The 12915-nt window shown below is 46.6% G+C and carries 12 protein-coding genes and 2 rRNA genes (1 of these 14 cut by a window edge); 12 read left to right on the top strand and 2 right to left on the bottom strand.

Annotated features, from left to right (window positions below; genetic code table 11):
* Positions 1–38: 38 nt before the first annotated feature.
* The 12 genes from FJD32_RS02790 (at position 39) to FJD32_RS02735 (ending at position 11598) form a co-directional block, all read left to right on the top strand.
* Positions 39–1091, top strand: a complete 1053-nt coding sequence (locus FJD32_RS02790) for a formimidoylglutamase (RefSeq protein WP_088586590.1) — start codon at positions 39–41, stop codon at positions 1089–1091.
* A 241-nt stretch (positions 1092–1332) separates the two neighbouring features.
* Positions 1333–2088 carry a bifunctional demethylmenaquinone methyltransferase/2-methoxy-6-polyprenyl-1,4-benzoquinol methylase UbiE gene (gene ubiE / locus FJD32_RS02785; protein WP_037422660.1) on the top strand — a complete coding sequence of 252 codons (756 nt, stop codon included), beginning with the start codon at positions 1333–1335 and terminating at the stop codon, positions 2086–2088.
* Positions 2088–2708 (top strand): SCP2 sterol-binding domain-containing protein, encoded by a 621-nt coding sequence (locus FJD32_RS02780; protein WP_088586589.1) that lies wholly within the window; start codon positions 2088–2090, stop codon positions 2706–2708. Before ubiE ends, FJD32_RS02780 begins: the two co-directional genes overlap by 1 nt.
* Entirely contained in the window at positions 2705–4354 is a 1650-nt protein-coding gene (ubiB, locus tag FJD32_RS02775) for a ubiquinone biosynthesis regulatory protein kinase UbiB (protein ID WP_037422654.1), read from the top strand. The genes FJD32_RS02780 and ubiB overlap by 4 nt, the downstream gene beginning before the upstream one ends.
* A 59-nt stretch (positions 4355–4413) precedes the next feature.
* Positions 4414–4671 (top strand): Sec-independent protein translocase subunit TatA, encoded by a 258-nt coding sequence (gene tatA, locus FJD32_RS02770; RefSeq protein ID WP_037422651.1) that lies wholly within the window; start codon positions 4414–4416, stop codon positions 4669–4671.
* Between the two features lie 6 nt (positions 4672–4677).
* On the top strand, positions 4678–5127 hold the full coding sequence (tatB, locus tag FJD32_RS02765; protein WP_037422648.1) for a Sec-independent protein translocase protein TatB: 450 nt from the start codon (positions 4678–4680) through the stop codon (positions 5125–5127).
* 3 nt (positions 5128–5130) lie between these two features.
* Entirely contained in the window at positions 5131–5880 is a 750-nt protein-coding gene (tatC, locus tag FJD32_RS02760) for a twin-arginine translocase subunit TatC (protein ID WP_037422645.1), read from the top strand.
* A 44-nt stretch (positions 5881–5924) separates the two neighbouring features.
* Positions 5925–6455 (top strand): hypothetical protein, encoded by a 531-nt coding sequence (locus FJD32_RS02755; protein WP_088587012.1) that lies wholly within the window; start codon positions 5925–5927, stop codon positions 6453–6455.
* On the top strand, positions 6455–7258 hold the full coding sequence (locus tag FJD32_RS02750; protein WP_088586588.1) for a TatD family hydrolase: 804 nt from the start codon (positions 6455–6457) through the stop codon (positions 7256–7258). The genes FJD32_RS02755 and FJD32_RS02750 overlap by 1 nt, the downstream gene beginning before the upstream one ends.
* On the top strand, positions 7251–9128 hold the full coding sequence (locus FJD32_RS02745; RefSeq protein WP_088586587.1) for a diguanylate cyclase: 1878 nt from the start codon (positions 7251–7253) through the stop codon (positions 9126–9128). Before FJD32_RS02750 ends, FJD32_RS02745 begins: the two co-directional genes overlap by 8 nt.
* 9 nt (positions 9129–9137) lie before the next feature.
* On the top strand, positions 9138–10148 hold the full coding sequence (gene hemB / locus FJD32_RS02740; RefSeq protein ID WP_037422636.1) for a porphobilinogen synthase: 1011 nt from the start codon (positions 9138–9140) through the stop codon (positions 10146–10148).
* Between the two features lie 127 nt (positions 10149–10275).
* Positions 10276–11598, top strand: a complete 1323-nt coding sequence (locus FJD32_RS02735) for an IS4-like element ISSba6 family transposase (RefSeq protein ID WP_205403023.1) — start codon at positions 10276–10278, stop codon at positions 11596–11598.
* Positions 11599–11830: 232 nt separating this feature from the next.
* Here the strand turns inward: FJD32_RS02735 and rrf are convergent.
* Positions 11831–11946 (bottom strand): 5S ribosomal RNA (gene rrf / locus FJD32_RS02730).
* 270 nt (positions 11947–12216) lie between these two features.
* A 23S ribosomal RNA gene (locus FJD32_RS02725) occupies positions 12217–12915 on the bottom strand; it runs 2194 nt beyond the window's last position.

The raw sequence follows: 12915 nt of genomic DNA, 5'->3' as shown, positions 1-12915 counted from the left end.
ACAATATCCCTGTCCCTACCCGATAAGAATACTAATCTATGTCTGAATTTATCCCATTCACCCAAGCCGATATCGCCAGTCTCGTTAGCCCGCGAGCCGGTGAAACCAAAATAGGCCAATGCGTACACTTGGCTAACCATGAACATCCATTAGAAGCGATACTCACCACCGCTAAAGCCCATGGTGCACAATTTGCCATTGTCGGAGTGGGTGAAGATATCGGCCCACGGGCTAACCTAGGCAGAGGCGGTGCCACCGACGCCTTTACCACCAGCATGCGCCAGTGGTTGAATTTACAGTCGAATCGTTTTCTTTCGGGCGCCGAATGCCTGATTTTAGGGCAAGTTCATACGGCGGATCTGCAATTACAGGCACAGGATGGCGAAGGCGCGAGCCTAACCCATCTACGCCAAGCAGTTGAGCGGCTCGATGAACGGGTGATTAAACTAGTCAGCGCCATACAAGCGGCAGGGCTTGAACCCATAGTGATTGGTGGCGGCCACAACAATGCCTATGGCCTGTTAATGGCGACCTCGGCCCATTATCAACGCCAAGTTGCCGCAGTGAATTTAGATCCACACAGTGATTTTCGCCTGCTCGAAGGGCGTCACAGCGGTAATGGCTTTAGTTACGCCGCCAATCGCGGCGCGCTGGGTTATTACCATGTACTCGGTTTGCACGAGCTCAAAAACAGCGAGGCCAATTTACAACAACTCACTGAGTTTGGTGGCACTTGGCATAGTCTGCAACAAATTTGGATTCGCCGAGAGATTAGCCTGACGCAGGCGCTACAGGATATTGCCAACAAACTTAACCAAACAGCGCTCCCAGTAGCGCTAGAATTGGATGTCGATGCCATCGCAAAAATGCCGAGCAGTGCCTCTACAGCTGCGGGAATTCCCCTACTCGATGCCGCCCACTACATTAGCTATATCGCCAGCCGATGTCCCTGTGCTTATTTACATTTAGCCGAAGCCGCCCCAAGCTGTCATGAGGCCGGCATAGAGGCGGGCTTTAGGGACGTGGGTCAAAGTATCAGCGAGTTAATTTATGCCTATGTACAAGCAAGATGCCAATTTTTAGCCCGATAGCCTCGTTTGCTTGTGTCCTTACGGGCGCGAAGCTATTCACCAAATCCTGATATTGTGGTCTAATGCCAGTCCATTTTATCGGGTCGGCACACTAAACACTGGCAAAAGCCAAACTCTTTAAGCTAACGCCTTGAGGAGAGTTTACTAGCTCGATCACAGAGTGATAGATCAAAGATTCAGCAAATGCAGGCGATGGCTTACACTCGCCACTAATACTTTGCAAAACAATAGGAATACATTGATGTCTGAGGGTGAATCTAAAAATACCCACTTTGGTTATAAAACCGTAGAGGCGGATAAAAAGGCCGATCTCGTTGCTGGCGTGTTCCATTCGGTTGCCGCCAAGTACGATATCATGAATGACGTTATGTCCTTCGGTATTCACCGTTTTTGGAAACGCTACACCATTGAAGTATCTGGCGCTCGTCCGGGTATGAAGGTGCTTGACCTTGCCGGTGGTACGGGCGATTTAACCGCTAAATTCTCTCACTTAGTGGGCGATAAAGGCGAAGTGGTTTTAGCTGATATCAACGATTCTATGCTAAAAGTGGGCCGCACTAAGCTACGTGACAAAGGAATTGTCAACAATGTCAGCTACGTGCAAGCCAATGCTGAAGCACTGCCCTTCCCCGATAATCACTTCGATATCATCACCATCGCCTTTGGTCTGCGTAACGTAACAGACAAAGACGCAGCGCTTCGTTCTATGAACCGCGTACTTAAGCCTGGTGGTAAGTTATTGGTATTAGAGTTTTCTAAGCCCCAGCATGAAATCATGCGTAAAGTGTATGATTTATATAGCTTCAAAGTCTTACCAAAGATGGGTGAACTCATTACTAAAGACGCTGACAGCTATGAGTACTTGGCCGAATCCATTCGGATGCATCCAGATCAAGACACTCTTAAGCAAATGATGGTGGATGCGGGCTTTGAACAGGTCGATTACACCAATATGACCGATGGCATTGTCGCCCTGCACCGTGGTTATAAATTCTAATGATGCCGCAAGAAGTGGTGTTACTTGCCTGCGCCGCTATTGAGATGGGTCTGAAACAACTTCAGACCCAAGCGGGCGACGCCTATGCGCGCCAGCGCCAGCTACATGGCAAAGTATTTCGTATTCAATTAACGCAACTCAACTGGCCAATTTACTTGGTCTTTGCCAAAGAAATCCAAGTACTGAGTCGCTATGAAGGTGATGTCGATGTCAGTCTGCACGCTGATGCAACCACACTTTATCGCGTGTCCGAAGGTGCCAACCTGACTGAACTTATCAAGCAAGATAAGCTCAAGCTCGAAGGCGATCTGAACTTATTGCAAAGCTTTAGCCAATATCTACGTAGCATAGAGTTTGATTTTGCCGAGCCCATTTCGCGTTATTTGGGTGACGGCCCCACTCACAAGCTCATCAGTACAAGCCATCAGGCAAAAGGTTTTGCACTTGAAGTATTGCGTAAAACCCGCTCCCATTTGGGGCAACTCGCTATCGAAGAGTATCGGCTTGCGCCCCATCGGATTGAGCTTATTCATTTGTGCGATCAAATAAATGACTTAGTTACCGACACTCGCGCGCTCGAACAACGGATTGCCCAATTAAGAGACTCAATTAAGCCATGACCCTTGCCAGTATCCGCCGCGGTTATCATGTGATTAAGACCCTATTGCAATATGGGTTAGATGATGTTTTACCGCCAAAGATGACCCCTTGGTACTTTAAACTCGCCCGCAATAGTCTGTTTTGGATCCGTAATAAACACAAAGGTAAATCCGGTGGCGAGCGCTTAAAGCTAGCAATGCAAGAGCTTGGCCCTGTGTATATCAAGCTAGGGCAAATGCTCTCCACCCGCCGTGACTTACTGAGTGATGAATGGGCGACAGAGCTTGCCATGTTGCAGGATAAAGTCCCTCCCTTCGATGGCGCACTCGCCCGACTCGCGATAGAAGCTGAGCTTAAAGCACCAATCGAGACCTTCTTTGATGACTTTAATGAAACGCCATTAGCCTCGGCCTCGATTTCCCAAGTGCATACCGCCACGCTTAAATCCAATGGCAAGGCCGTGGTATTAAAAGTGCTGCGCCCGAACGTAGAAACTAAAATCCAGGCCGATCTCCTGCTGATGTCGCAAACGGCGAAGGTCATCGATTATCTTCTTGGCGAAGGTAACCGACTACGCCCAGCCGAGGTGATTGAAGATTACCGCGTCACCATTTTAGGGGAGCTCAACCTTAAGCTTGAGGCCCTCAATGCCATTAAGCTACGTAATAACTTCCTCGACTCAGACGCGCTCTATATTCCTTATGTATATGAAGAGTTTTGTTATCCACGTTTGATGGTGATGGAACGGATTTACGGTATTCCAGTATCGGATATCGCTGCACTTAAGGCACAAGGCACAAACTTTAAACTGCTAGCCGAACGGGGCGTAGAGCTATTTTTCACCCAAGTGTTCCGCGATAACTTTTTCCACGCGGATATGCATCCGGGAAATATTTTTATCTCCCGCGAACATCCCGAAAATCCTTACTACATCGGCCTTGATTGCGGCATTATGGGCACGCTCAGTGAGGTCGATAAGCGCTATCTCGCGGAAAACTTCCTCGCATTTTTCAATCGTGATTATCACCGCATCGCACAGCTGTATATTGAGTCGGGCTGGGTGTCGGAAAAAACCGATCTGCAAGCTTTTGAACAAGCCATCAAGGTCGTGTGTGAACCCATGTTTAACAAGCCCTTAGATGAAATCTCCTTTGGGCATGTGTTGTTAGAGCTGTTCCGTACCGCACGGCATTTTGATATCGTCGTGCAGCCTCAGCTCGTGCTGCTCGAAAAGACTTTGCTGTATATTGAAGGTTTAGGCCGTCAGCTCTATCCGCAGCTGGATCTCTGGCAGACCGCTAAACCCTTTTTAGAGCAGTGGATGGCCGAGCAAGTGGGACCTAAAGCCATGTTTAAAAAGGTATCCACAAAACTGCCATATTGGTCTGATAAACTTCCGGAATTCCCTGAACTAATTTATGACAACCTTAAATTAGGCAGGAAATTGCTGAGTTCTCAGCAACAAATGCTAGATAAGTATCTGAAATACCAGCAGCAAGCACATAAGAGTAATTACTTACTCATCACTTCTGCAATTTTATTGATCTGTGGCACGTTATTGTTCAACCAAGACGCTACACTGTTGAGCCCTTACGTGTGCCTGATTTCAGGTACGGTACTGTGGATTATCGGATGGCGATCTAGGCCAAAGAATCGTAAATTTTAGCTAGCACTAATTAATCAGAGGTTCATAATAGAACCGATATCAATTAAGAGGATACCTTCATGGGTGGCATTAGTATTTGGCAACTTCTTATCATCGCGTTAATCGTTGTCTTATTGTTTGGAACTAAGAAATTACGCTCTTTGGGTGGTGACTTAGGTGGTGCTGTTAAGGGCTTCAAAAACGCCATGTCTTCAGAAGAAGATAAAAAGGCGCTAGAAGACACTGAAGCGGCAAAACCAGTGCAAACTGCACAAACCGCACAACCAACTCAACAGGCGACTGAAAAGAAACCTGAGTCTCACAAAGAACAGGCGTAACTCTTTATGTTTGACGGTATCGGCTTTATGGAGCTGCTGCTGATCGGTGTTCTGGGGCTGGTCGTTCTTGGCCCCGAACGTCTACCAGTTGCAGTACGTTCAGTAACCAGTTGGATCCGCGCGATGAAACGCATGGCCAACTCAGTCAAAGAAGAACTTGAGCAAGAGCTAAAGATCGAGCAGTTGCACGCCGACCTCAAAAAAGCGGAGAGCAAAGGTTTATCTAACCTCTCTCCCGAGCTGCAAGAGTCAATCGATCAATTGAAGCAAGCCGCGCAGTCAGTGAATCGTCCTTACCAAGTGCAAGATATTCCCAGTGCACAGGAAAACCAGATCCACAATCCTGCAAGCCAAACGGTTTCTACCGAGGCGAGTCCAACTTCGGCTTCCTCCGCCCCACATAGTGAGTCCATTCAGGGCGAGGATACCCGTTCTAACCCGAAAGCTAACGGATAATTCATGTCGCAACAGCAGCCACTTATCAGCCATTTGCTTGAACTTAGGTCCAAGCTGCTTAAATCCATTGCCAGTGTATTGATTGTATTTATTTGTAGTGTGTATTGGGCAAATGATATTTACCATTACATGGCAATCCCTTTAATGCAGTCTTTGCCCTTAGGTGGCAGTATGATTGCGACCGATGTGGCCGCACCTTTCTTCGCCCCTTTTAAACTGACATTAGTTCTGTCATTTTTTGTGGCCGTACCCTATGTGCTCTTTCAAATTTGGTCCTTCGTAGCACCGGGTTTGTATAAGCATGAAAAACGCTTAGTTATGCCGCTACTTTTTAGCAGCACAGTGCTATTTTATTTAGGTATAGCCTTCGCTTATTACGTTGTATTCCCAGTTGTATTTGGCTTTTTTGCCAACACGGCTCCAGAGGGAGTACAAGTTGCAACCGATATCAGCAGCTATCTTGATTTTGTACTGAAATTATTTTTTGCATTCGGCTTATCCTTTGAGATCCCGATTGCCGTTGTTTTACTCTGCTGGGCCGGTGTGACAACACCTGAAGATCTCAAGCAAAAACGCCCCTATATTATTGTCGGCGCATTCGTGGTGGGTATGCTGCTCACACCACCTGATGTTATTTCCCAAACTATGCTTGCCGTGCCAATGCTGTTATTGTTCGAAGGCGGATTATTTGCGGCTCGTTTTTACAGTAAACCTGATGACGAGACCGATGAAGAACAACCAACGAATGACTAATGCCTCAATCGGCATTAGAGGAAAATAATAATAAGGAAACTGGGATGCGTTTAACTCTACTGACTGGTGCAGTGTTACTGGTATCTGCACAGGCTAATGCCGGTATTGAGCAGCAATTAACTCAATGTGCAGGGATAACGGACAAGCTCGAGCGCTTGGTATGCTATGACAACCTCGCAGCAAGCATTCAAGTCACCACAGTGACCAATAACACCACGGCACCGATAGCTGTCGCCCCCGTTGTCACTCCCGCAGCGGCCCCTGCAGCTGTGGCGACTGCAGCTCCTGTTGCTGCCGCCGCGACCAATGTCGAAGATAATTTCGGTATGGAAGTTAAACGCGTCCAAGAGAATACGACTGACAAAATTTATCTCGATGTGGAGTCAATAGCAGAAGATGCCTACGGTGCCTTAAAGATTACCTTTACCAATGGCCAAGTTTGGAAACAAACCGAAAACCGTAAGTTCAACCTCAAAGTCGGTGAAAAAGTATTTATCGAAAAAGCAGCGCTTGGCTCTTTCTTAATGGGCACAGAAAGTCGTAATGCTAAGGTGAGGGTAAAACGCCTAAAATAATGTCATCTTATATAGATATCGCTGTCAACTTGCTTGGCAGCGCACTCGAACCAGACATAACGCAAATCATACAAGCAGCGGCGGACCAAGGGGTTTCGCCGTTAATTGTTATTGGCAGTGATTTAAGCGAAAGCGCGGCAGCCATTCAATTATGCCAACAGTATCCCAAACAGCTTTATTGCACTGCAGGTGTACACCCGCATCATGCTAGCGAATGGCAAACGAATTCCAAACAAACTCTCATAGATTTATGCCAAGCATCGCAGGTCGTTGCCGTTGGTGAATGCGGGCTAGACTATAATAGGGACTTTTCCCCCCGTCCGGCCCAGCGCAAAGCATTTATCGCCCAATTAGAACTGGCTATTGACCTTCAAAAACCCGTTCTGATGCATGAACGAGATGCCCATAGTGATTTTTTAAGCATTGTTAGTGAGTACCGCCCCCATCTTCGCGGCGCATTGTTACACTGCTTTACTGGCAGCCAAGCGCAAATGGAAGCTTATATCGATCTCGATTTACACCTAGGAATTACAGGTTGGGTTTGTGATGAAAGACGCGGCCAAGAATTAGCAGCGCTAGTGCCATTTATTCCAAAAGATCGCTTATTGATCGAAACAGATAGTCCTTATCTGCTACCGCGTAGCATGCGTCCTAAGCCTAAATCCAGTAAAAATAAACCCGAATATTTGCCTTATATTGCTCAGTATATTGCCAATCTACGCGGTGAAGATCCGGCTGAATTTGCAAAACAATGCTATCAAAATAGCCTAGCGTTTTTTAATTTGAGTCAACAGAATGGCTAAATTAAGTTGCTTATTGGTTTTGCTTATCAGCATGCTCATATCATCTGGTAGCTTCGCAAGCATAATCAACATCAATGAACACACTCCGACGCCGCTCAGTCTAACACCTTGGCTAATGGTGACTCATCCCCATTCTGAAAGTCAGTTAGCGGACATTGAAGCACTTCCCAAGGCACAATGGCATAAGTTTACCAGTAACGATATTCAACGTCTTAGCCTGCATAATTTTTGGCTGTCAGTTAATCTTAGTAGTAATAACGAAAGCCTTTCACGCATTCTTGCCTTAGATAATCCCTTATTAGATAAAGTAACTATTTACCATCTTGTAGATAACCAACTCGTCAACACAACGTATATGGGAGATACACTTCCCTATAAACAGCGTCCACTGCTGAGTAATATTTTTCTATACCCTTTTAAAATTAACACCAATGAACAACATACCTTTTATATACATATTGAAACCGAAGGCAATGCGGCCGTTCCTTTAAATTTATGGTCAGCCAACGATTTGGCACAAATAGCGGAATCAACAGCTGTCGAACATGGATTTCAGCTTGGGGTACTCGCCGCCATCGGTATATTCAGTCTATTTATCGCGTTAGCTTCTGGTTCATTCAGTTACAGCTATTACTCCGGCTACGTCCTTAGCATGACTCTCTTAGTTGCCACGATTAATGGTTTCGCATTCCGCTTCCTCTGGCCTAATTGGCCAACATTGCAGCAACTGATGGTTCCAGTGCTACTTCCTTTGGTTATGGCTTTCGCCTTAATGTTTACCGAAAAAATTTTACAATTAAAATACTATAATCGCCGCATGCTATTGATGTGCCGTTATAGTGCCGTTTATATCCTTTTAATCTGTTTATTAGTCCCCTTTTTGCGTTATGGCACTGTACTTTATATTGAGATTATCTCGGTTGTCGTGCTCAGTATCATTATGATGATACTCGCAATTATTCAAGCCGCTAGAGGGCAAAAATTAGCCAAACTTTATACTGTTGGCTGGGTGAGTATGCTGACGGGTGCGTGCCTGAGTAGCTTACTGTATTTAGGCGTTATCGAGCTGAATATCAAACCTCAGACACCTGTAATGCTGGGGTTAACCTTTGAAATCATCTTTATGTCACTCGTGCTTGCTATCCGCTATAACGACGAACGTAAAGCCAAACAACGCATTCAACAAGAAGCACTAAAACAAGCACAAAAAATTCGTAGCGCACGTGAAGATGCATTAAAAGTAGAAGCAGAAACTAACGAAAGACTGGAACAAATGGTGCAAGAGCGCACTTTGGAACTTGAAATTACCCTGCGCGAATTGCATGAAGTTAATCAAAAGCTCACAGAACAAAGCACTATAGACAGCTTAACGGGGGCTAAAAACCGCAGTGCCTTCGATAAACGCCTATTAGCAGAAAGCCGTATAAGTCGTCGTCAAGAAACGCCAATAGCACTATTAATGATCGATATCGATCGATTTAAATCTATCAACGATCAATTTGGCCATTTAGCGGGTGATCAGGCCCTAAAACTTATCACAAAGACATTGCAGCAGCATTTAAAACGACCAACAGATCTAGTATCACGTTTTGGTGGAGAAGAGTTTGCTATTATTCTTCCCAATACCAACGCGGATGGTGCGCTTCAAGTCGCTGAAAATATAAGAGATGCAGTGGCTAGTATCGGCCTTGAATGGGAAGGAAAACCCATACCACTCACCGTCAGTATCGGCGTGAGTGCCGACGTAATCTTGAATGAACAACACAGTACCGAATTATTAGAGCAGGCAGATAAAGCCCTCTATCAAGCAAAAAATAGCGGACGCAATCAAGTGAAATTGTATGCGCCAGCGCAAACAGAACCTAATTAGGAGTCTAATGTGAATATCATTACCAGTGCCTTCCCACAGCGCAGAATGCGCCGCATGCGCAAACATGATTTTAGCCGTCGCCTGATGGCAGAGAATCACCTAACAGTGAATGACCTAATCTATCCTATGTTTGTGCTCGAAGGCAGTAATCGCAGCGAAAAAGTCGCTTCAATGCCAGGTGTGGAGCGTTATTCAATCGACTTACTGCTCAAAGAAGCAGAAGAACTTGTTGAATTAGGCATCCCCTTAATTGCCCTCTTTCCTGTCACGCCTGCAGAGAAAAAGTCTCTCATGGCAGAAGAAGCTTACAATGCTGACGCACTAGTGCAACGTGCTGTACGTGAACTCAAAAAAGCCTTCCCACAACTTGGCATTATGACGGACGTGGCTCTCGATCCTTTCACGACCCATGGTCAAGACGGCATTATTGATGAAACAGGCTATATCCTGAATGACATCACTACAGAAATTTTAGTTAAACAAGCCTTGTCCCATGCCGAAGCAGGCGCTGATATTGTTGCGCCATCGGATATGATGGATGGCCGCATCGGCGCGATCCGTCAAGCACTGGAAGCAGCTGGCCATGTTAATACCCAGATCATGGCCTATTCAGCCAAATACTCTTCGAGCTACTATGGCCCATTCCGTGATGCAGTTGGCTCAGCAGGCAACCTAAAAGGTGGCAATAAGCATAGCTATCAAATGGACCCAGCTAACAGTGATGAAGCACTACACGAAGTGGCGCTCGATATCCAAGAAGGTGCTGATATGGTGATGGTAAAACCAGGTATGCCATATCTCGACATCGTTCATCGTGTTAAAACTGAGTTAGCTGTTCCTACTTTTGCTTACCAAGTGAGTGGTGAATATGCCATGCACATGGCCGCGATCCAAAATGGCTGGTTAGCTGAAAAGGCTATCGTCATGGAATCGCTACTATGCTTCAAACGCGCTGGCGCCGATGGCATCCTAACCTACTTCGCCAAACGTGCAGCACAGTGGCTAAAAGAAGCTAAATAATTGGGTTTAAAAACCAATGCTAAGCATAAAGGGCAGCCAAGTGCTAATGCCGATCAGTTAAGACAGATCGCTTGACGATCTCGCTGAAAAGATCAAAATCCGATGACCTCATGTCATCGGATTTTTTATGCAACTCTCGGAAGCACTCGCCCGTACCCATATTACCCGCCTAACCGAATTCACCTGCTTAGCTGATGTGTTAGAACCTGAGTTAATTCAATCTTGCCTAGACTCCCAGGGCGTTGCGACGTTAAGACGGCGTAAATTGCCGATGGACGCGATGATTTGGGCCGTTATCGGAATGGCTTTGTTCCGAGGGGAGTCTGTTCGGTCACTCATCAACAAACTCGACATTGTTTTGCCGCAAGAGATTGATTATGTTGCACGCAGCGCCGTGACTCAGGCGCGTAAACGATTGGGCAGTGAGGTTATTAGAGAAGTATTTAACCGCAGCGCCAATACCTGGCACGCGAGAGCTGAACATCCTCATTGGTGCGGTCTTAACTTGTATGGTGTTGACGGTGTAGTGTGGCGGACACCCGATAGTGTCCAAAATCAAGCCGCCTTTGCGCGTACCGCAAACGCTTCAGGCGAAGCGGCTTATCCGCAAATTCGCATGGTTTGCTTGATGGAATTAAGCAGCCATTTATTGGTCAACAGCGCCTTTGATTCGGTTGCCGAAAATGAAATGAACTTAGCGTCCCAGCTCATTCCTAGCATTCCTAATCACAGCCTAACCCTATTTGACCGAGGATTTTACTCGCTCGGCCTGCTGCACGCTTGGCAGCAAGCGCAACCTGATAGCCACTGGTTGTTGCCATTGAAGAAAGGCACACAATATGAGGTGGTGCGAACGCTAGGAAAGCATGACCAGAGGGTGAAACTCACCACGACACCTCAAGCCAGAAAGAAATGGCCGCAGCTCCCTGAAACTCTTGAAGCGCGTTTATTGACTAAGACAGTGAAAGGTAAGTCAGTCGCCATTTTGACCTCGTTGACAGACCCGATGCGTTACCCCAGCGAAGACATCGTCGACTTATATGCCCATCGATGGGAAATCGAACTGGGCTATAGAGAGATGAAACAACATCTACTGGAGAGCCGTTTTACGCTCCGCAGTCAACTACCGGAGCTGGTGACTCAAGAGTTATGGGGCGTGCTACTGGCCTATAATCTCATTAGATATAAGATGTTGCTGATGGCTAAAAGCTTGCCATCGGTCCATCCCAATCAACTGAGTTTTCGGGATGCGGCGAGTTATATCATCTTCAAGTTGACACAACTGTCATCACAAACACCGGGGAATGTCCCGAGAGACGTATTGGATATAGAACGAAATGCACGGCAATTTAAGCTGGATGGTAAACGGGAAAGGGCATATCCACGAGTCCTTAAAATGAGCAAAAACAAGTTTCCGGTTAGACCAAAGAAAAATGCCGTTCACTCTTAAGTGAACGGCATTAGCCAAACGCTGCCCTTTTTATTAGCTCGAAGAAAGCCTTTGAAACTATTGCTCTGTCGGTCAAATCGATATGCAGGTCATAACTATCGTCATCGCAGAAGCGAATAAAAGGAAGTATGAATAGGAAGTAGTAATAGAGAGAATGAAATTACAAATGCCTAAAACAAAAAAGCCAGCTTATTCAGCTGGCTTCATTGCTCTCTTATCGAGAATATTAGGCGCTTGGCGATGACCTACTCTCACATGGGGAGACCCCACACTACCATCGGCGCGATTGCGTTTCACTTCTGAGTTCGGGATGGGATCAGGTGGGACCACAATGCTATTGTCACCAAGCAAATTCTTACTGGTTAATTCTACGTCTGACGGCATTGTTTCCTCACTACTGCGACCTCCATGGATGGAGGAAGTGTCATTAGATGTAAGGAACGTCTTTGACCTCATGTACTACCGTACACTCCGCCCTTTGCTCGTCACGGCTTTGTCTGCCGTACAATTACCTGCGCAATTAACCTTTATTTGTTAATTTAGAAAGCTGGATTGAGTACCACTTCTTAAGTGTTTCTATTCGTCTAAGTGCTACTTAGCAAAACCCATCTGGGTTGTATGGTTAAGCCTCTCGAGTCATTAGTATCAGTTAGCTCAACGCCTCACAACGCTTACACACCTGACCTATCAACGTCCTAGTCTCGAACGGCTCTTTAGTGGACTTATAGTCCAAGGGATGACTCATCTTGGGGCTCGCTTCCCGCTTAGATGCTTTCAGCGGTTATCGATTCCGAACATAGCTACCGGGCAATGCCATTGGCATGACAACCCGAACACCAGCGGTTCGTTCACTCCGGTCCTCTCGTACTAGGAGCAACTCCCCTCAATCATCCAACGCCCACGGCAGATAGGGACCGAACTGTCTCACGACGTTCTGAACCCAGCTCGCGTACCACTTTAAATGGCGAACAGCCATACCCTTGGGACCGACTTCAGCCCCAGGATGTGATGAGCCGACATCGAGGTGCCAAACACCGCCGTCGATATGAACTCTTGGGCGGTATCAGCCTGTTATCCCCGGAGTACCTTTTATCCGTTGAGCGATGGCCCTTCCATTCAGAACCACCGGATCACTATGACCTACTTTCGTACCTGCTCGACGTGTCTGTCTCGCAGTTAAGCTGGCTTATGCCATTGCACTAACCGTACGATGTCCGACCGTACTTAGCCAACCTTCGTGCTCCTCCGTTACTCTTTGGGAGGAGACCGCCCCAGTCAAACTACCCACCAGGCACTGTCCTTACCCCAGATAATGGG

It is taken from the genome of Shewanella sp. LC6, assembly GCF_006385735.2.
GTDB classification, from domain to species: Bacteria; Pseudomonadota; Gammaproteobacteria; order Enterobacterales; family Shewanellaceae; genus Shewanella; species Shewanella xiamenensis.
The sequence above is the reverse complement of the archived record's forward strand: the minus strand, read 5'-3'. Positions and strand labels throughout refer to the sequence as shown.

Coding starts and splice junctions, on each gene's coding strand:
- FJD32_RS02750 (WP_088586588.1), top strand. CDS start 6,455: ATGTCATCTTATATAGATATCGCTGTCAACTTGCTTGGCAGCGCACTC.
- FJD32_RS02790 (WP_088586590.1), top strand. CDS start 39: ATGTCTGAATTTATCCCATTCACCCAAGCCGATATCGCCAGTCTCGTT.
- tatA (WP_037422651.1), top strand. CDS start 4,414: ATGGGTGGCATTAGTATTTGGCAACTTCTTATCATCGCGTTAATCGTT.
- ubiB (WP_037422654.1), top strand. CDS start 2,705: ATGACCCTTGCCAGTATCCGCCGCGGTTATCATGTGATTAAGACCCTA.
- tatB (WP_037422648.1), top strand. CDS start 4,678: ATGTTTGACGGTATCGGCTTTATGGAGCTGCTGCTGATCGGTGTTCTG.
- ubiE (WP_037422660.1), top strand. CDS start 1,333: ATGTCTGAGGGTGAATCTAAAAATACCCACTTTGGTTATAAAACCGTA.
- FJD32_RS02735 (WP_205403023.1), top strand. CDS start 10,276: ATGCAACTCTCGGAAGCACTCGCCCGTACCCATATTACCCGCCTAACC.
- FJD32_RS02745 (WP_088586587.1), top strand. CDS start 7,251: ATGGCTAAATTAAGTTGCTTATTGGTTTTGCTTATCAGCATGCTCATA.
- FJD32_RS02755 (WP_088587012.1), top strand. CDS start 5,925: ATGCGTTTAACTCTACTGACTGGTGCAGTGTTACTGGTATCTGCACAG.
- tatC (WP_037422645.1), top strand. CDS start 5,131: ATGTCGCAACAGCAGCCACTTATCAGCCATTTGCTTGAACTTAGGTCC.
- FJD32_RS02780 (WP_088586589.1), top strand. CDS start 2,088: ATGATGCCGCAAGAAGTGGTGTTACTTGCCTGCGCCGCTATTGAGATG.